Origin of the sequence: Streptomyces sp. NPDC093065, assembly GCF_044754585.1 — a bacterium.
Lineage (GTDB): Bacteria > Actinomycetota > Actinomycetes > Streptomycetales > Streptomycetaceae > Streptomyces.
The window spans coordinates 250,812-270,412 of the sequence record NZ_JBIVPJ010000006.1 but is presented as its reverse complement, the minus strand read 5'-3'; the positions used below and the strand labels follow the sequence as shown (position 1 = coordinate 270,412).

The following is a 19,601-nucleotide window of genomic DNA, read 5'->3' as shown; positions in this document are numbered from 1 at the left end:
GGCCGGCCCGGCTCACTTCAGGGCGTGTTCCCACTCCCGCGCCGGCGACCAGAGCCCGCCACCGCCGGGAGCCGACCCACGGCCGGCGTCCCGGGCCGCGCCCGGCCAGTGCGGATACTGCTGCTCCGCAGGCCGGAACCCGACCGTGTACGTACGGGTGAACGCGCCGTTGGCCGAGGTCACCGTGATGGTGCGGGTGGTGAACCCGCGCTGGGACGACGAGACCGTGGAACTGCCGGCCGTCACCTTCACCCGCGCGCCCGACGCGGCCGTCACGGCACCGACGGCCGGGATCCGCTCGTACTTCGGCCAGTCCACGACGTACGTGGACACCTCTGGGTCGAACCCGTCGAGCGAGACGCCCCCCACGGTGATCGCGGAGGCGTCCGCGACGCTCGCCTTCGTGGCGTCGGGGGAGTTGGTCACCGTGACCGACCCGTCGGCGTCGACGACCACATCCGCCGCCATCGCCGCCGCCAGGTTGATCCGCTGCCAGCTCGGCCCGTCGGACCCGGTGAGGTCGAGCGGGTACCCCGAGTCCGTCGCGGTCTGCTCCAGCACCTGGGTGCGCTGCTCGGCGGTGAGATCCGGGAAGGCCGTGATCAGCAGCGCCGCCGCGTCGGACGGCGCGTCGAGGGCCTGCCCGGCCTTGCCGGTCCGGGAGAACCCGTAGGACAGGCGCTGGGTGTACCGATCGATCTGCTGGGCCGTGCTCAGACCGGCGTAGGGGTCGCCCGCGCAGGCCGTGAGCGTGTCGCCGTACCCCTCCTTCTCGCACCGGGCCAGCAGCACGTTCCGGATCTCGGTGCGGGCCTGCGTCAGCAGCTTCTCGAAGCCGGGGTCCGCCCAGCGGTGCGCCACGGTGGCCTGGGCCGTGATCCGGCCGCCCATGACGTCCAGCGGGTAGTGGAACCCGAGGACGACGCGGTTGTTCCCGTACTCCGAGGTGCGCGCGAGGATCGACGGCGCCAGCTCCGGCAGCAGCGTGGCGAGGATCGTCCCGGCCTCGTAGCCGCCGTAGGTGTGGCCGCTCGGGTACGAGCCGCTGGTGGCCAGGCCCGCATACGAGCCGTCCTGGGACTCGTAGACGCCGCCGCCGTCGCCGACGAAGCCGAGCCGGACGTACGGGCGCAGGTACTGGTAGTGGTTCTTCGCCGCGTCGTGGGTGTCCAGGCTCTTGGTGACGCGGGAGAACAGCGCGCTGGTCTTGGGCAGTTGGCCTCCCTTGAGGGCTTCGCCGTAGAGCGGTCCGAGCCGGGAGCCCAGTCCGTCGGCCATGGTGACGGTGGCGCTGTTGGAGGCGTCCACCACGGCGCGGTCGACCTGCTTCTGCGTCGCCGCGTTGTTGATGCCGAGGGCGATCGTGTCGTTCTCCGCGGTGGACGAAGTGCCCTCGGACAACTTCTTGTTGGCGCCGAGAGTGGCGGGGCCGAGGTCGTCGAAGCCGCTGAGGAGGCCGTTGAAGTAGTCGCCTCCGTCGTCGGTCGCGGGCCACGAGTCCGACGCGTAGGCGGCGTCGAGCACGTCGTCCGGGAAGGGGGACGGCTCGTAGTCCGAAGGATCGGTGGCGGTGGCGGTGGCGGTGGCCGTGGTCGTGGGCTCGGCCGTCGGGCCGGGGTCGTCGGAGCTGCCGGCCGGGGTCACCGCGGTCACGGTGGCGGAGTGGGCCTTCGCCTTGCCCGCGGTGGTGAGCAGCGCGGTGTCCGAGGTGCCGGGCACGTGCGCGGTCGTTCCGTCGTCGAGGGTGACGGTGTAGCCGACGACGGGGAAGCCGCCGTCACCGGCGGGCCGCCAGCTCACCCGGACCCGCTTGCCGTCGGTGACCACCCCCGTGACGGCCGGTGCCTGGGGCCTGTTGTCGCCCGTGACCGCGGGCTGCGTCGATGCGCTCCAGGGGGAGTCGCCGAGGGCGTTCACCGCGCGGACCCGCGCCGTGTACGAGGTGCCGGACTTCAACCGGGTGAACACGGTGTTGCGGGCGGCCGGGTCGTCGATCTCCACCTGGTGACCGCCGCTGAGCGTGACGACGTAGCCGGTGACCGGCGAGCCGCCGTCGTCCTCGGGTGCGGACCAGGCGACCGTCACACTCGTGGCGGACGCGGTCGCCGACACGGCGCCGGGCGCGCTCGGCGCCGTCTTGCGCTTCGGGGCGAGCCCGGCCAGCGCGCGGTCGAGCGCGGTGTACCGCTCGGTGAGCGTCCGGTCCGTGGCCCCGTCGTCCGCGAGGGCGGTCCTCGCCTTGGTGAGGGCCGCGGTGAAGGCCGACCAGGAGGCGTCCGTGTAACGGTCGTTGTCGCGGGCCGCCGCGGCGGTGACCAGGTTCTCCAGCCTCAGCCTCGGCAAGGCAACGAGCTGCCTGGCGGCGAGAGTGAGGCTCCGGGTCCGCAGGTCGACTTCGAGCTGGGTGGCGTCCTCGGCACCGAGCAGGTCGCGGGCGGCGGCGAGTTCGCGCCGGAACACCCCGAAGTCGATCGAGCCGTAGCGGTCCGCCTCGTCGGAGAGCCCTTCGTACTGCTCGATCGCCTTGCGCAGCGCGGACGGATCCGTGGCGGCGGGCGCCTCGACGTGGCGGAAGGCGACCCGGCCCAGGTTGGCGACGTACGGGTGCGCCGAGTCCGCGCGGGTCGTCAGCCGGAGGTGGACGCGGTGCGTACCGGTGACCGCCTCGGGCAGTGCCAGGCTGGTGGTGCCGCCCGACGACCACGCCGTGCCGGTGACCGGCAGCGGCACGGTCGCGTACGGCGTTCCGGGGGCGTCCGCGTCGAAGGAGTCCAGGTACAGCTGGACGGCCGAACCGGTGCCGCAGCGGGCGGAGTTGTTGACGTAGGTGAGCGTGACGGTGTTCTTGGGGGAGTCGCCGAAGTCGATGTCCCCGTAGTCCAGCCAGGCCCCGTCGTAGGTGCCGCCGAGGCTCGTGGCGGAGCCCGCGTCGCTCCAGGTGGCCGGCTCGCTCTTGAGTCCGCCCCCGCTGCTGCCCCTGAACGCCGTGGCGTCGAAGCCCACCGGGGCGTCCGCCTCCCGCGTCAGGGTGAGCGAGTGGACGTTGGCGACGTAGGGTTGCGCGTCGGTCTGGGTGCCGGAGACGAAGACGGCGTACACCGTCTGCTCCCCCTCGAAGACGCGCGGGTCGAGCGGCACGGTCGTCTCGGCGACGGTCCCCCAGCCCGAACCGGTGTACTCCAGGGGGATGTCCACGCTCGTCGGACCGTCCCTCGAACCAAGCCGCAGCTCGATGTGCGAGTCCGACGCCGCACGCGAGCGGGGCTTGTCGTAGCTGACGGTGACCGCGTCGGCGCCGTCGCCGAGGTCGGTGTCCCGCCACTGGGCCCACGCGCCGTTCGTCACGTTCTCGAAGACGCCGCCCGAGAGCTTCAGCGGCAGTGAACCGTCGCCGGTGGCCGAGGCGTTGGCCGTGGTCAGCGAGGCCAGTGTCGTCCTCGAACCCGACGAGGAGAGGTCTTCGGGCGAGAACCGGTACCAGTCGAAGTTGGACACCCACTGCCGCCCCGACGGGGCGTGGAACACGAACGTCGCTCCCGACGCCTCCAGCAGGGCCCGCGGGTCGGTGACGGCAGCCTGCACGGTGGTGTAGTACTGCCAGCCGCCGGTCCCGGGCAGGGAGACGGTGGCGACGACCGGGCCGTCGGCGTCCCCGGCGTGGATGTCCACGCTGCTCGGTTCCGCCGTCGGGGCCTGCGAGTTGGCGTAGCGCACGGACACGCTCCGCGGCGCGACCCCGCCGAAGTCCAGGTTCGTGTACTGCTCCCAGGCGCCCTCGGTGACGCCGCCGAGATCACCGTCCGAGTAGTACGCCTCCTTGACGAGGCTGGGGCCCTCCATCCGGTCGGGGTCCTCGGCCTGGAGGACGGCGTAACCGCCCTCGTCCAGGGTGAGCCCGTCGGCCGCGGCGCGCAGCGCGTCGTGCGCGGCCATGAGCGTGCCGGTCGGGGAGGCGGAGTCCGCGAGGACGGTCCGCGCGCGTTCCAGCGCCGTCCGGAAGACGCCGTAGGAGCCCTCGGAGTAGTTGCCCTCGCGCACCAGGGACGCCTCGTCGACGAGGGAGGTGAGGCGTCCCCGGTGCACCGCGGCGGCCGAGACGGTCAGCGGGTCGGTCACGGACACGCCGGTGCCGGTCACCGTGGAGGCCGGTATGCCGTGCGGGAAGGCCCGGTCCGTGAAGGTGATGCCGAAGCGTGCGTCGGTCCTGGTGGTGCCGGTGAGCGTCAGCGACGCGGTGCGCCTGCCGGTGACCCGCAGGTCCGCCGTCACACCGTCCGGGAGGCCGGTCACGCTCGCCGCACCGGTCCGGGTCAGGCTCGTGCCCTTGCGGGCCGCGAACGACGCCCTGCCGGACAGGCGGAGCCGGACGCCCGCGTCGACGGTGCCGTCCGCGGCGGTGGCCACGGTCCCGGGACGGGCGGAGACGACCGTCGTGCCCTTGCCCGGGCCGGTGCCGCCGTCACCGTCGCCCGTGTCGGTGCTGAGCGAGTAAGCGGGCTCGGTGCGGGCGCCCCAGGACGACGGCTTGGAGCCCATGTCGAACTTCAGGGTGCCGCCGGCGACGATCTGCGTGTAGTCGAGCCAGGTGTTCGAGAACCGCTTGCCGTTCAGGGACGCGCCCTGGACGTAGTAGGCGCTCGGCGACACCCCGTCGGCCTTCACCGTGAACTCGGCGCCGTTGGCGTAACTGATCGTCGTGGAGTCGAAGAACGGGCTGCCGATCTGGAACTGGCTGGAGCCCGCGGTCACCGGGAACAGTCCGAGGGCGGCGGCGACGAACATCGTCGACATGGTGCCGGCGTCGTTGTCCATGGTCGGCAGGAAGCCGTCCGGGGCGGGTTCGTAGACCCTGGTCTTGACCGGCGGCCTGAACTCGCCGCCGGAGCTTGGGGCTTCGCCCGTGGAGCCCGTCGCGATGTACCGGTTCCAGGTCTCGCCGGTGTAGATGGCGCGCACCCACTTCTGCGTCAGGCTCGGTTCGCCGACGTAGTTGAAGAGGTAGGGGGCCTGGAGGTCGATCTCGTTGGCGTTGGAGTGCAGCATCGTCGAGCCGTCGTCGGCGTCGGAGTCCTCGCCGAACATGTGCCGGATCGCGGCCCGGCCGGCCTTCTCGCCGCCCATGGCCTCGATGAGGCCGCCCATGTCGTACGCGTCGTACCAGTGGTACTGCCAGAGCGTGCCCTGGTAGAGCTTCGCCTCCTCGAACTTCTCGTAGTCGACGCCCTGCCACTCGCCCTCGCCGTCGCGCGGGGTGAGCAGACCCACCTCGGTGCCGTCGTCCGCCTTCCAGGCGCCGGGCCTGACCAGGTTGTCGATCGCCATGGTGGCCTGCTCACGCAGCTTCTTCGCGTCCGCGTCCTCGCCGAGCGCGTCGGCGACGACCGACAGCGCCCACTGGTCGTAGCCGCGCTGGACCGTCGTACCGGGATCACCGGCGACGTAGCCCTGCCGCAGCTGCGCCCCGGTGTAGTAGCCGGTGTACGACTTCAGCGCCGGGTAGGCCTCGTCGAGCCGGTCGAAGTCCTTGAACCCCTTCGACAGCGCGTCTGCGATCACCACCGCCGAGCGCTCCCAGCGCACCGTCGGCACCGAGTGGGTGAGGCTGCCGAGGCTCTTGCCCGAGGCGTGCGCGTCGGCGAACAGGACCACCGCGGACTGCACCATGTCCCGGTAGGTCACGGGGTCGATGTAGGCCTCGACGGAGTACTTGCGGAAGTCGTCCCAGGTGGACCAGCCGTCGTAGTACGTGAAGCCGTTCGCCTCGTGCACCGCGCCGTCGACGCCGCGGTACGTGCCGCTGGTGCTGGTGGCGTTCACCGGCAGCGCGTACATGCGGTACAGGTGCGTGTAGAACAGCTTCGTCAGCGTCGAGTCCGGGTCGGCCTTCCGGGAGGCCTGCACCGCGACGGCGCCGAGCGTGCGGTTCCAGTCCGCCTTCGTCTGCGCGCGCACCTCCTCGAAGGTGCGGCCCGCCACCTCGTTGTGCTGGTCGGTCGCGGCCTGTTCGGCGCTGATCGGCGACAGGGTGACGCGCAGTTCGACGTCGTCGCCCTCGGACGTGCCGAAGCCGAGGACGGCGCCCGTGTCGGTCCCGTCCTGCGCGGTCGCGTCGGTCAGCCTGCCGTCGTCGCCCCAACTGCGCAGCGAGGTCACGGGGACGTTGGTGGTGGCGTAGTAGTACAGGCGGTACGAGGCGCCGTTGAACGACCCGGCGACGAGTCCGCTGATCGCGGTGGTCCCGTCCCCCAGCTTCGTCGCGTCCAGGGTGGCGCGGGTCCGGCTGGTGAAGTTGTTGGCGAGGTCGAGGACGAGCTGGGGCCGCGTACCGGCCGGGAAGGCGTACCGTTCGAGCGCCGTACGGGTCGTCGCGGTCGTCTCGGCGTCGATGGTCCCGTCGGGGGACCCGAGGCCCACCCGGTAGGAGCCGGGCGACGCGGACTCGTCGTCGTGGCTGTAGGGGTGCGCGTAGGTGCTCGTGGCCGGGCGCTCGTCGTACTGCCGCGCGGTCGGGACCACCAGCAGGTCGCCGCCGCCGCCCGAACCGCCCACGCCGTCCAGGTTCGTGGCGGTGAACCCGGCGATGTGGTCCTCGTCGTAGTCGTACCCCGAGTGGTTGCGGCCCGGGGTCGTCATCGGGTTGACCTTGGCGAGGCCGTGCGGGGCCTGGGCGCCGGGGAGATCGTTGCCGTCGTCGCCGGCGGTGGACACGAACGGGTCGACGAGCTTGGTGTAGTCCGTGTCGCGGGACGCTTCACCGGCCGTGGCTGAGCTCTTCGCGACGGGCACGGCCGCGGCGGTGCCGCCGCCCGTCAGCGCGGCGAGGCCGAGCGCCCCGGCGAGGACCGCGGCGACCGTGGAGCGAAGGGCCCGGGGCCGGGGTCTGGCCGACCTTGTCGGCGGTCTCTTGGATCTGTCGGACATGGCGAGCACGGCCCCTTCCCAGTCGGACAACGTTGTCAAGCGGCAATCGAAGCAAGCGCTCCGAGGTGAACGCCTCCGCCATCACATAGGGAGAAGTCATACAACGGGGAAACGGAGTTCGTACAGAGGTTCACCCGGCCGCGAGCGACGGGACTGCCCGGCCCGGGGCGTGCGGGCGGGGGTTCGACGGTCCAGCGCAGACGGCGCGTTGTCCAGGGCGCGGGCTCCTCGCCGCTGCGACCCATTCGTCACTGCGCGCGCCCTGCCGGGAGGCGACGCCCGGGGAAATGATGTGCGGACCGCATGTGAGCCAGGCGAATCCGCACATCTGCCCCCGGGGCAGCGCGGTGTGCCGGGGAAGGACTCAATCTTGCTGCTTCTCATCTCTCCGGACGGTGTCGACGAGGCCCTCGACTGCGCGAAGGCGGCCGAGCACCTGGACATCGTCGACGTGAAGAAGCCCGACGAGGGCTCGCTCGGCGCCAACTACCCCTGGGTCATCAGGGAGATCCGTGCGGCGGTCCCGGCGGACAAGCCGGTCTCCGCCACCGTGGGCGACGTGCCGTACAAGCCCGGCACGGTGGCCCAGGCCGCGCTCGGCGCGGCCGTGTCCGGGGCCACCTACATCAAGGTCGGCCTCTACGGATGCGCGACACCCGAACAGGCCGTCGAGGTCATGAGCGGGGTCGTCCGGGCGGTGAAGGAGCACCGGGCGGACGCGTTCGTCGTCGCGTCGGGTTACGCCGACGCCCACCGCATCGGCTGTGTCAACCCGCTCTCGCTGCCCGACATCGCGCGCCGTTCGGGTTCCGACGCCGCCATGCTCGACACCGCGATCAAGGACGGGACGCGGCTGTTCGACCACGTTCCGCCCGACGTGTGCGCGGAGTTCGTGCGGCGTTCCCACGACGCCGGCCTCCTCGCCGCGCTGGCGGGCAGCGTCAGGACCGGCGACCTGGGCGAACTGGCCCGCATCCGGACGGACATCGTCGGAGTGCGCGGAGCCGTCTGCGAGGGAGGGGACCGCAACACGGGCCGGATCCGGCCACACCTGGTGGCGGCCTTCCGGGCCGAGATGGACCGGCACGTCCGGGAACACGCGGCCACTGCCGCGCAGAGCTGACCATGGCTCTGGCGACCGGACGTTCCCCGCACGACACCGGTGACCGGGGCGGGCACTTCGCCGTCGTCGATCCGTCGACCGGCGAAGCCTTCGACGAGGCTCCCGACCGGCGGCCGGAGGAACTGGACGCGGTCGTCGACCGGGCCCACGCGGCCTGGCGCGGCTGGCGGGCCGACCCGGCGGCACGCGGGGCGGCGCTGCTCGCGGCGGCGGACGCCGTCGACGCGGCCGCCGCCGCTCTCGCCCCGCTCCTCACGCGTGAACAGGGCAAGCCGCTGACCGAGTCGCACGCGGAGGTGGCCCGCACGTCCGCCCGGCTGCGCTACTTCGCGGAGCCGGACATCGGGACGCAGCCGATCGCGGACGACCGTCCCGTGCGCAGCCGGCTGCGGTGGCGGTCGCTCGGGCCCGTCGCCGCGATCGTCCCGTGGAACTTCCCCCTGCAACTGGCGTCGGCGAAGTTCGCGCCCGCGCTCGCCGCGGGCAACACGGTGGTGCTCAAACCCTCGCCGTTCACTCCTCTCGCCACACGGATGCTGGGGTCCGTCCTCGCCGCTGCCCTGCCCGAGGGCGTACTGACGATCGTCACCGGGAGGGAGCCCCTCGGTGCCCGTCTGGCGTCGCACCCGGGGATCCGTCATGTGACCTTCACCGGGTCGGCGGCCACAGGACGGGCCGTCGCCGCGGGCGCGGCGGCCTCGCTCGCCCGGGTCACCCTGGAACTGGGAGGCAACGACGCCGCCGTCCTGCTCGACGACCTCGACGTGGAGGAGGTCGCGGACCGGCTGTTCTGGGCGGCGTTCCGCAACTGCGGCCAGGTCTGCATGGCGGTCAAGCGCGTCTACGCCCCTGCGCGGCTCCACGCCCGGGTGGTGGAGGCGCTCGCACACCGGGCGAGGACGACCGCCGTCGGGTCCGGGCTCGACCCGGCCTCGCGGATCGGGCCGGTCAACAACGCCCCGCAGCTCGCCCGCGTCGAGCGCTGCACGGCCCGTGCCCTGGCGGACGGTGCCCGGGCCGCCGCCGGTGGACACCGCCTGGACCGGCCGGGGTACTTCTTCGCTCCGACGATCCTGGCCGACGTGCCGGCCGACAGCCCGGTGGTGACCGAGGAGCAGTTCGGCCCGGTCCTGCCGGTCCTGCCGTACGACAGTCTCGACGAAGCCGTCCGGGCGGCCAACGACACCGGCTTCGGACTGGGCGGCTCGGTGTGGGGGACCGACCTCGACCGGGCCGCGGCCGTCGCCGACCGTCTGGAGTGCGGGACGGCGTGGATCAACCACCACGCCGAACTCTCCCTCGCCCAGCCCTTCGCGGGCGCCAAGGACAGCGGTGTCGGCGTCGCGGGCGGACCGTGGGGGCTCTACGGAAACCTCCAGCCGTTCGTCGTGCACCGCCCGCAGGAGGCGTGAAGTGAGGTTCGGCGCGGCGGTTCTGCGTGCGTACGGGGACCCGTTCACCGTCGAGGAGGTGGTGCTGGCGGAGGGGCCGGCCGAGGGGGAGGTCCTGGTCCGGATCGCGGGCTGCGGGATGTGCCGGACCGACCTCGCGGTGCGGGGGTCGGCCGGCCGCTCCCCCCTGCCGGCGGTCCTCGGGCACGAGGGGGCCGGAGTCGTGGAGGAGACGGGAGGCACGGGCACCGGTCTGAGCGCCGGCGACCACGTGGTGCTGAGCTTCGACTCCTGCGGGCACTGCCGCAACTGCCAGGGCGCGGCTCCCGCCTACTGCGATTCCTTCGCCTCCCTGAACCTGTTCGGCGGGCGTGCGGAGCACGCCGCACGGTTCACCGACGCGACCGGAACGGCCCTGGCCCCCCGCTGGTTCGGTCAGTCCTCGTTCGCCGAGTACGCGCTGGTCCCGGCCCGCAACGCCGTCCGGGTCGATCCCTCACTGCCCCTGGAACTGCTCGGACCGCTCGGCTGCGGCTTCCTCACCGGCGCCGGCGCGGTCTTCAACTCCTTCCGTGCGGGCCCCGGCGACACCCTCGCCGTCTTCGGCGCGGGCGCGGTGGGCCTGGCCGCGGTGATGGCGGCCCACGCCGCCGGAGCGGTGACCGTGGCCGTGGACCGGCATCCCGGGCGGCTGGCCCTCGCCGAGCGGCTCCACGCCCTGCCGGTCCCCGCCGCCTCGACCGGCCTGTCCGACCGCGTCCGGCGACTGACCGGCGGGGGAGCGGCGTACGCGCTGGACACCACGGGGTCCGCCGGACTGATCAACGAGGCGCTCCGGTCGCTGCGTCCGACCGGCCGCCTCGGTCTCGTGGCCCGGCTCCACGACACGTTGCCGCTGGAGGCGGGAACGCTGGACCGCGGGCGCGCGATCTCCCACATCTGCGAAGGAGACGCCGTCCCCGCACTGCTGATCCCCCGGCTCACCGCGCTCTGGCAGGCCGGGCGGTTCCCCTTCGACCAGCTGATCCGTACCTATCCGCTGGCCGACATCAACGAGGCCGAGCACGACTGCGACACGGGCCGCGTCGTCAAGCCCGTCCTGATCCCGGACGGCCGGCGGCACTGAACGCGCCGCCCGCCGCCGCCCACCCCGGCCGGCGCCCCGGAGGGACGCCGGCCCCACGCGAACCCACCAGGGAGAAGGCATGGCCGACACGGCACCCCTCAGCAGCACCACGGACGGCGTGGAGGAAGGAGTGGGGCTGACCGCGCTCCTGGTCGCCGCGGCGCGGGCGATCGAGACCCACCGCCCGGACAGCCTCGCCCAGGACCTCTACGCGGAGCACTTCGTGCTGGGCGCCGGGGCGTCCGCGCACTGGCCGGTCCGCCTGGACCAGGCACCGGGCGGTGACACGAGCCCGCTCTGGGGACGCTTCGCCCGCTACTTCGGTCTGCGTACCCGGGTTCTCGACGACTTCCTGCTCCGGTCGGTCCGGCCCGCCGTCATCCGTCAGGTGGTGCTGCTGGGAGCGGGGCTGGACGCGCGGGCGTTCCGGCTCGACTGGCCCTCCGACTGTGTGATCTTCGAGATCGACAGGGACGGGGTCCTCGCGTTCAAGCACAAGGTCCTGGACACCTTGTCGGCCGAACCCGGGGCGGCGCGCGTGCCGGTCGGGATCGATCTGCGCGCCGACTGGGCGGGTGCCCTGACGGCGACGGGCTTCGACGTCACGGCCCCCACCGTGTGGCTGGTCGAGGGTCTGCTGTTCTACCTGCCGGCCGCCGCCGAGACCGCCCTCATCGACACGGTCGACCGGCTGAGTGCGCCGGGCAGCGCCCTGGCATACGAGGTCAAGCTCGAGAAGGACCTGATGGCGTACCGCGACAGTCCGCTGTACACGTCGACGCGCCGGCAGCTCGGCATCGACCTGCTCGACCTGTTCAGCCGGGAGCCGCGGCCCGACTCCGCGGCCCGTCTGAGGGACAGGGGCTGGACCGCGTCGGTCCACACTCCGTTCGACTTCACCCACCGGCACGGACGCGGCCCGCTGCCCGAGGAGAACGACGCCCTGGCGGGAAACCGCTGGGTGTTCGCGGACCGGGCGCGGGCGGCCTGATCGGCCCGGCCCCAGGGGCGTCAGTGGTCCGCACCCCGTTTCATGCATGGATCCCGCTGTTCCCCCCTTTCGTGTGTGAAGTTCCGTTCTGTCCTGCCGAAGTGCCCGGGGCGACCGGATAGTTGGACCAGCCGCCGGGGGCACCCCGGCGCGCTCCGACGGCAAGGCTCCACCAAGAAAGGCAGGGTGCACCATGGTGCCCACCACCGAGGCGACCGACCGCATCGAGCTGGTCTTCTCCCTCTTCGACGCCGATGGCAACGGCTACCTGGAACTCGCCGACTTCGACTTGATGAGCACCCGCGTGGTGGCCGCGGTCCCGGCCGCACAGGAGGCCGTCAAGAACAGGCTCACCGGTGCCTTCCGCCGCTACGGAGAGACGCTCCTGACCGAGCTCGACGCCAACGGTGACGGCCGCGTCAGCCCCGAGGAGTTCACCTCCGTCGTCCTCAACCCGCAGCGGTTCGACGCCGTGGTGGACGAGTTCGCCGAAGCCCTCGCCGCGATGGGCGATCCGGACGGCGACGGCTTCGTCGCCCGCCCCGAGTTCGTCGCGCTGATGATCGCGATCGGCTTCGCACGGCCCAACATCGAGGCCCTCTTCCAGGTCTTCGGCCCGGACGGGGAGGACCGCGTGCGCGTGTCCACCTGGGCCGACGGCATCAGGGACTACTACCGACCCGAGAAGTCCGGCATCGCCGGCGACCATCTGGTGCCGGGGGCCTGACGGGGATGCCTTCGGCCCGGTGAGGAGGGTGGCACCGGCCGGGGGCACACATCTACCCTGCGTACGGCAGTGGCCGGCGTCGGCAGCCCGACCCGGCCCGCGGTGGATGTGGGGGGAGTACGTGGAGGAGACGGTCGCGCGCTTCTTCTCCCCAGGCTCTCCCCACGGGCCCGACGCCTCGCACCTGCCCGTCGACGCACCCGAACACCGAGGTCAGGTATGCGATTCACGACTCGCCCCACCCTGAGCGGCACCTTCGGCATGGTGTCCTCCACCCACTGGCTGGCCTCCCAGTCCGCCATGGCGGTGCTGGAGGACGGGGGCAACGCCTACGACGCCGCCGTCGCCGGAGCCTTCGTGCTGCACGTCGTCGAGCCGCACCTCAACGGGCCCGCCGGAGAGGTGCCGATCCTGCTCGCGCCGGCGGGCGGCGAGGTGCGGGTGCTGTGCGGGCAGGGCGTGGCGCCGGCCGGGGCGACGGTGGCGCACTACAAGGGCCTCGGGCTCGAACTCGTCCCCGGCACCGGACCGCTCGCCGCCGCCGTGCCCGGTGCCTTCGACGCCTGGATGCTCCTGCTGCGCGACCACGGCACCAAGTCACCGGCCGACGTGCTGAAGTACGCCATCGGCTACGCCGAGCACGGGCACGCGCCCGTGGAGCGCGTCGCGGAGACCGTCGAGACCGTCCGTGAACTGTTCGAGACGCACTGGACGACGTCCGCCGACGTCTACCTGCCGCAAGGCCGCCCGCCCCGCCCCGGCGAGCTGCTGCGCAACCCCGCCCTCGCCGCCACCTGGAGGCGGCTGCTCGCCGAGGCCTCCGGCGCGAGGGGGCGGACGGGCGGCCGGGAGGCGGAGATCGACGCCGCACGGGAGATCTGGCGCTCGGGGTTCATAGCCGAGGCCCTCGTGCGGCAGGCCGGGCGGCCCACCCTGGACACCAGCGGTGAACACCACAGCGGCACCCTGACCGCCGCCGACCTCGCCGGCTGGTCCGCCCACTACGAGGCACCCGCGACGTACGAGTGGAACGGCTGGACCCTGTGCAAGGCCGGCCCGTGGAGCCAGGGCCCGGTCCTGCTCCAGCAACTGGCCCTGCTCCCAGCCGAGTTGCCCGCATACGGCTCCGCAGACTACGTCCACCTGCTGGTCGAGGGCTGCAAGCTGGCCATGGCCGACCGGGAGGCCTGGTACGGCGACGCGGACGGCGCGGACCGGGTCCCGCTCGACGAGCTGCTGTCGCCGGAGTACAACGCGGAGCGGCGGCGACTCGTCGGTGACAAGGCGTCGTTCGAGCTGCGGCCCGGCGCACCCGGTGGGCGCGCCCCGCGGCTCAGCGCGCACGCCCTCGGCGCCGCCGTGGAGGGGGAGGGGCTCGACGCCCTGGGGGTCGGCGAGCCGACGGTCGCCAAGAGCCCGACGTCACCGGTGCCGGGCGAACCGGACGTCGCCGCCGACGGGAGCACCCGCGGCGACACCTGCCACCTCGACATCGTGGACCGCTGGGGCAACATGGTCTCCGCCACACCCAGCGGCGGCTGGCTCCAGTCCAACCCCGTCGTGCCCGAACTGGGCTTCCCGCTCGGCACCCGGCTCCAGATGACCTGGCTGGAGGAGGGCCTGCCCAACTCGCTCGCACCGGGCCGCCGCCCCCGCACCACGCTCACGCCGTCCGTCGCCCTGCGCGACGGAGTACCGGTCATGGCCTTCGGCACCCCCGGCGGCGACCAGCAGGACCAGTGGCAGACGCACTTCTTCCTGGCCGTCGCGCTGCGCGCGCGGGTGCGCGGAGGTCTCGACCTCCAGGGCGCGATCGACGCCCCGAACTGGCACAACGACAGTTTCCCCGGCTCCTTCTTCCCGCGCGGGATGCGGGCGGGATCCGTCACCGTGGAGTCCCGCATGCCCGCGGAGGTCGTCGAGGAGCTGCGGCGTCGCGGGCACGACGTGACGGTGGGGGAGGCGTGGTCGGAGGGCCGTCTGTGCGCCGTCGCGCGCGACCCGGAGACGGGCTTGCTGTCGGCGGCGGCGAACCCGCGCGGCATGCAGGGCTACGCGGTCGGCCGCTGACCGGCACGGCACGCGGGGCCGCACGGCCCGGCCGTCACCCCGCGCGCCCGCGCGCACCCGGAGTTCATCCTGGTGCCACCCGCGGTACACCATCCGGGTGGGGATTGTCAGTGGCGCGTGCTCTCATGGAGTCATGATCGAGAACAACGAAACCATCGACGAGTTTCTCGCCCGGCCCACCGACGAGGTGGAGGCGGCCGTCCGAAAGGCGGCGGCCCAGGAGATCATGCCGCGCTGGCGCCGGCTCGCGGCACACGAGGTGGACCAGAAGGCGGGCCCGCACGACCTGGTGACGGACGCCGACCGCAGGGCCGAGCTGTACCTCACGGAGGCCCTGGCCGACCTGCTGCCGGGCTCGGTGGTGGTCGGCGAGGAGGCGGTGCACGCGAACCCCGCGTCGTACGAGGCGGTACGCGGCGAAGCACCGGTGTGGATCATCGACCCGGTCGACGGGACCCGGCAGTTCGTGCGCGGCGAGGAGGGCTTCTGCACGCTGGTGGCCCTCGCCCACCACGGCGTCGTGCACGCCTCCTGGACGTACGCCCCCGTCACCGACCGGCTTGCCACGGCCGTACGCGGCAGGGGCGCCTTCCTGGACGGTGAGCGGCTGTACGCCGGGCCGCCCGAGCCCGGCCGCGAGCTGCGGGTGGCCACCTCCCACCCGGACTACACGACGGACGAGCAGAAGCGCGACCTGCTCGCCCTGCGCACCCCGGGCGTGGCCCCCCGCCCCTGCGGTTCGGCCGGCCTGGAGTACCTCGCGGTCGCCAGGGGCGAGTGCGAGGCCACCGCCTTCTCCTGGGAGGCGGCGTGGGACCACGCGGCAGGTCTCCTCCTGGTCGAGGAGGCGGGCGGCGTCCACCTGACCCTCACGGGCGAGCCCTTCCGCATCACCGGGGGCAACGACCTGCCGTTCACGGCCGCCCGCGACGCGGCCACGGCCCGGCGGGTGGTGGCACTGCTGTCGGGCGAGGCGTGAGGGCAGCCGGCCGCCGCGGGCGGGCCCCGTGACCGCGCGCCGCCGGACCCCGGGCCTATCCTGATCCCGAGTGGCCATCGGCTGACGAAGGGGTCCGAAGGTGCCGTCGATGCTCGATGCGGTCGTAGTGGGTGCGGGGCCGAACGGACTGACCGCTGCCGTTGAGCTGGCCCGCCGAGGCTTCTCGGTCGCCGTGTTCGAGGCGCGGGACACCGTGGGCGGCGGAGCGCGCACCGAGGAGCTGACCCTGCCGGGCTTCCGGCACGACCCGTGCTCGGCGGCACACCCGCTGGGCATCAATTCCCCGGCCTTCCGCGGCCTCCCCCTGGAGCGGTACGGCCTCGAGTGGCTGCATCCCGCGCTGCCCATGGCGCACCCCTTCCTCGACGGCTCGGCCGCCGTCCTGTCCCGGTCGGTCGGCGAGACGGCCGCCTCCTTCGGGGCGCGCGACGCGGGCGCGTACCGCAGGCTGGTCGAGCGCTTCCTGCCCAGGTGGGACACGCTCGCCCGCGACTTCATGTCCCTGCCGCTGACCGCGCTGCCCCGCGACCCGGTCACCCTGGCCCGCTTCGGACTGGTCGGCCTGCCGCCGTCGACATGGCTGATGCGCCGCTTCCGCGACGACCGGGCCAAGACCCTCTTCGCCGGGCTCGTCGCGCACGTCATGGCCCCGCTCGGCGGCTTCGCGACCGGCGCCATAGGCCTGGTCTTCGCCCTCGCCGCGCACGCCCGGGGCTGGCCCGTGGCCCGCGGCGGCTCCCAGTCGATCTCCGACGCCCTCACCGCGTACCTCGGGGACCTCGGCGGCACCGTCCACACCGACTACGAGGTCAAGCGCCTCGACGACCTGCCGCCCGCGCGGGCGTACGTCTTCGACACCTCGCCCACCGCCCTGGCCCGCATCGCGGGTCTCGGCAGTCACTACGCGAACTACCGGTACGGCCCCGGCGTCTTCAAGATCGACTACGCGCTGGACGGCCCCGTCCCGTGGACGGCCGAGGAACCCCGCCGTGCGGGCACCGTGCAGATCGGCGCCGACAGCGCGGAGATCGGTGCCGCCCTGGACGCGGCCTCCCGCACCGACCGTGCTCCCGAGCGGCCGTTCCTCATCACCGTGCAGCCGAGTGTCGCCGACCCCACCCGCGCCCCGGCCGGCCGGCACGTCTTCTGGGCGTACGGCCATGTCCCCAACGGCTGGACCGGCGACCTCACCGACGCGATCGAACGCCAACTGGAGCGCTTCGCCCCCGGCTTCCGCGACCGCGTCCTCGCCCGAGCCACCGCGGGCCCGCCCGAACTAGCCGTCCGCAACGCCAACTACGTCGGCGGCGACATCGCCACCGGCGCGGTCAGCGGCCTCCAGCTCCTCCTGCGCCCGAAGCTCTCCCTCTTCCCCTACTCGACCCCGCACCCGGCCGTCTTCATCTGCTCGTCGGCCACACCGCCGGGCCCCGGCGTGCACGGCATGCCGGGGCACAACGCGGCGAAGGCCGTCTGGCGCAGACTCCGCCAGACCTGACCCCTCAACGAAACGGTACGGAACCGAGCGAGCGAGGACCCGTATGACCGCCATCACCCTGGTCCAGGGCGACATCACCCGCGAACACGCCGACGCGATCGTCAACGCCGCCAACTCCTCCCTCCTCGGCGGAGGCGGCGTCGACGGTGCCATCCACCGACGCGGCGGCCCGGCGATCCTCGCGGAGTGCCGCGGACTCCGCGCGGGCCACCTCGGCAAGGGCCTGCCCACCGGTAGCGCGGTCGCCACCACCGCGGGCGACCTGGACGCGCGCTGGGTGATCCACACGGTCGGGCCGGTGCACAGCACCACCGAGGACCGCTCCGGCCTCCTCGCCTCCTGCTACCGCGAATCCCTCCGGGTCGCCGACGAGTTGGGCGCCCGCCACGTCGCCTTCCCGGCCATCTCCACCGGTGTCTACCGCTGGCCGCTCGACGACGCCGCCCGCATCGCCGTGGAGACGGTGCGGGGAGCCGACACGTCCGTCGAGGAGGTCAGGTTCGTCCTCTTCGACGACCGGGCCCACGAGGCGTTCGCCGCGCGGGCCGGCCGACCGCCCGGCCGGTGGTGAGGGGCCGGCCTCAGGGCCGGGGACGCGGGGCCCTCATGCGACGGTGACCTCTTCGCGCTCGCTCCTGGCCGCGGGACGCTGCACGTGTTCGTTGACGCGTCGGCCGAGCAGGACGAAGAGGAGGATCAGGCCGACGGTCAGCACGATGTGACCGAGGCCGGCGGTCAGCGGCACCGCTTCGGAGATGTGGTCCTCGTCGCGGCCGAGCACGGTCAGGATTCCGTGGACGCCCATCATCGCCGTCGAGATCGCCAGGCCGGCGTTGTAGCACCAGAAGAACCCGGTGAACAGCCTCGTCCCGGAGAGCTGGAAGAGCTTGTCCAGGGCGAGCACGATCAGGAAGACGAGCATGCCCAGGGCCAGCAGGTGGGTGTGCATCAGTGCCAGTTGGGTCTCGCCGTGGAAGTCCTCGGCCTTCGTGAACTCGCGGTAGAAGAGTCCCGAAACGACTCCCACGATCATGTAGACGTGTGCCGCGTAGTACGACTTGCGCATGGTGCGTCCCCCCGTGCCGTCCTCGTGTGATCGCGACCATTCAAGCGCGGCCCGACGGAACGCGGTGGGGTTTCACTGGAACTGATGTTCAGGTGCCTCGACCGGCGCGGGCCGGGTCACCGAACCGGCCGCCGCCGTGGGACCGGCCGCCGGCCCGCCGGCCGGGCGCCCGGCGTCAGCGGGTGCTCCACTTCTGGTCGTCCTTGCCGTCGCACTCCCAGAGCTGGAGCCTCGCGCCGTTCCCGGTCTTCCCGTCCACGACGTCCACGCACTTGTTGGCCTGTACGTTGACCAGGTCCCGGGGCCCGGCCAGGATGAACTGCTGGGCGGGGTTGCCGCTGCACACCGCCACCTGGACGACCGTGCCGTTGGCCGTGCCGCCCCAGGTCGCGTCCATGCACAGGCCCAGCGACCGGATCGTGCCGTCGGGACGGAAGTCCCACTTCTGCCAGTTCTTGCCGGTGCAGTCCGCGATCTGCAGCGGCGCACCGTCCCGCCACTTGTGACCCGCCACCTCGATACAGCGGTCCGAGGCGTGGCCGTAGATGGTCGTGCCGGGAGCGACGGTCTCCGGGGCCTCGGCCTCCGGCTTCCCCTCGTCGCCCCCGCCCGTGGTCTCCTTCTGGGACTTCTTGGGCGCCGGCGGCTCTTCACCGCCGCCGTCGCCCCCGTCGTCGTCCGGCGTCTCCCGCGTGGCCGGCTGCTGCACCCGCGGCTGCTCGGCGGGCGCGGACTCGGCGGTGCTGGGCAGGGTCTCGGGTGTGGCACCGGGGCTCGGGGCGAGTGCGGCTCCGGCCTGCTGGGTCTGCTCGGTGGCGCTGGTGCGGACCTGCGGTTTGTAGGCGATCCAGATCATCACGAACGCGATCGCCAGCGCCAGGAAGACCCCGAAGAACGTCGCCAGCCAGCGGGGCAGGAAGCCGCGCTGCACGTAGGTGCCCTCGACGTCGGTCGGATCGACCCCGGAGCGTCGTACCGCGAGCCTGTAGGGCCGCTCCTCCTTGGAACCGAACCAGATGATCCGCTTCGGCTTCAGCGTCGTCTCCACGAACGCCGCACGCCCCGGCTCGATCTGCACGTTCGACGGCCGGATCTCGTACGACAGATGGTCGCCGGTGTCGCTGCCCGCGACCGACGCCGTCACCTTCGTGTTGCCGAGGTTGTCCACCGCCAGCCGCGGCCGGCCACGAAGGCGTCCCTTCACCGTCGGCGGCACCAGCTCGGCCCGCACCTCGGTGAACGCCGTGATCGTGAGGTTCCCCTCCGGGACGGTCACCGCGTCCGGGTGCTCCGTCGGCGTGATCCGCACGGCGTACGGATTCGGCCCCGCCACCGCGTCCGGCGTGCGCGGCGGGGCGAACGTCAGCTCGACGGTGCCGGTCGTGCCCGGGTACAGGCGCAGGGTCTGCGGCTCGACCGTCGTCCAGGGAGCCACATCCCCGACGGGTTCGAACCGGTACTCGTCCACCACATCGCCGGTGTTGCGCACCCGCAGCCGTACGCGCGCACTGCTGCCGGGGTCCACGGTCGCGGACGCGGGCTCCAGGGAAGTCCACAGGTTCACGCGAGGACGTTACGTGGAGACCGGGTCCCCGTCAGGGGCTCCCGGGGCAGTCCCGGGTGCCCGGAAGGGCCGGATCCCGTGACCGGTCGCCCGGCGACACGCCTGCCCACCAGGAACGAACAAA

The 19,601-nt window shown here is 72.9% G+C and carries 12 protein-coding genes; 9 read left to right on the top strand and 3 right to left on the bottom strand.

Annotated elements, in window-relative coordinates:
• Positions 1 to 12 precede the first annotated feature (12 nt).
• Complete coding sequence (locus ACIQFU_RS13675) at positions 13 to 6,921, bottom strand: glycoside hydrolase domain-containing protein (protein ID WP_402551246.1); 6,909 nt, start codon at positions 6,919 to 6,921, stop codon at positions 13 to 15.
• Between the two features lie 370 nt (positions 6,922 to 7,291).
• On the opposite strand from ACIQFU_RS13675, the gene ACIQFU_RS13670 reads away from it, so the two are divergent.
• The 9 genes from ACIQFU_RS13670 to ACIQFU_RS13630 all read left to right on the top strand — a co-directional run bounded on the left by ACIQFU_RS13670 (position 7,292) and on the right by ACIQFU_RS13630 (position 17,418).
• A complete protein-coding gene (locus tag ACIQFU_RS13670; RefSeq protein WP_402551244.1) occupies positions 7,292 to 8,044 on the top strand; it encodes a (5-formylfuran-3-yl)methyl phosphate synthase in 753 nt (250 codons plus the stop codon).
• Positions 8,045 to 8,046: 2 nt separating this feature from the next.
• On the top strand, positions 8,047 to 9,456 hold the full coding sequence (locus ACIQFU_RS13665) for an aldehyde dehydrogenase family protein (RefSeq protein ID WP_402551242.1): 1,410 nt from the start codon (positions 8,047 to 8,049) through the stop codon (positions 9,454 to 9,456).
• Between the two features lies 1 nt (position 9,457).
• Positions 9,458 to 10,561 (top strand): NAD(P)-dependent alcohol dehydrogenase, encoded by a 1,104-nt coding sequence (locus tag ACIQFU_RS13660; RefSeq protein WP_402551241.1) that lies wholly within the window; start codon positions 9,458 to 9,460, stop codon positions 10,559 to 10,561.
• A gap of 79 nt (positions 10,562 to 10,640) precedes the next feature.
• On the top strand, positions 10,641 to 11,552 hold the full coding sequence (locus ACIQFU_RS13655) for a class I SAM-dependent methyltransferase (protein ID WP_402551239.1): 912 nt from the start codon (positions 10,641 to 10,643) through the stop codon (positions 11,550 to 11,552).
• 193 nt (positions 11,553 to 11,745) lie between these two features.
• Complete coding sequence (locus tag ACIQFU_RS13650) at positions 11,746 to 12,279, top strand: EF-hand domain-containing protein (protein WP_402551238.1); 534 nt, start codon at positions 11,746 to 11,748, stop codon at positions 12,277 to 12,279.
• A gap of 219 nt (positions 12,280 to 12,498) precedes the next feature.
• On the top strand, positions 12,499 to 14,349 hold the full coding sequence (locus ACIQFU_RS13645) for a gamma-glutamyltransferase family protein (protein WP_402551236.1): 1,851 nt from the start codon (positions 12,499 to 12,501) through the stop codon (positions 14,347 to 14,349).
• A gap of 133 nt (positions 14,350 to 14,482) precedes the next feature.
• Positions 14,483 to 15,328, top strand: a complete 846-nt coding sequence (locus tag ACIQFU_RS13640; protein WP_402551235.1) for an inositol monophosphatase family protein — start codon at positions 14,483 to 14,485, stop codon at positions 15,326 to 15,328.
• 109 nt (positions 15,329 to 15,437) lie between these two features.
• Positions 15,438 to 16,847 (top strand): phytoene desaturase family protein, encoded by a 1,410-nt coding sequence (locus tag ACIQFU_RS13635; RefSeq protein WP_402551233.1) that lies wholly within the window; start codon positions 15,438 to 15,440, stop codon positions 16,845 to 16,847.
• Positions 16,848 to 16,890: 43 nt separating this feature from the next.
• Complete coding sequence (locus tag ACIQFU_RS13630; protein ID WP_402551231.1) at positions 16,891 to 17,418, top strand: O-acetyl-ADP-ribose deacetylase; 528 nt, start codon at positions 16,891 to 16,893, stop codon at positions 17,416 to 17,418.
• A gap of 33 nt (positions 17,419 to 17,451) precedes the next feature.
• Here ACIQFU_RS13630 and ACIQFU_RS13625 read toward each other — a convergent pair whose 3' ends face one another.
• Both ACIQFU_RS13625 and ACIQFU_RS13620 read right to left on the bottom strand, forming a co-directional pair.
• Positions 17,452 to 17,913 carry a DUF2871 domain-containing protein gene (locus tag ACIQFU_RS13625; RefSeq protein WP_402551229.1) on the bottom strand — a complete coding sequence of 154 codons (462 nt, stop codon included), beginning with the start codon at positions 17,911 to 17,913 and terminating at the stop codon, positions 17,452 to 17,454.
• A 175-nt stretch (positions 17,914 to 18,088) separates the two neighbouring features.
• On the bottom strand, positions 18,089 to 19,477 hold the full coding sequence (locus tag ACIQFU_RS13620; RefSeq protein WP_402551228.1) for a ricin-type beta-trefoil lectin domain protein: 1,389 nt from the start codon (positions 19,475 to 19,477) through the stop codon (positions 18,089 to 18,091).
• Positions 19,478 to 19,601: the final 124 nt, after the last annotated feature.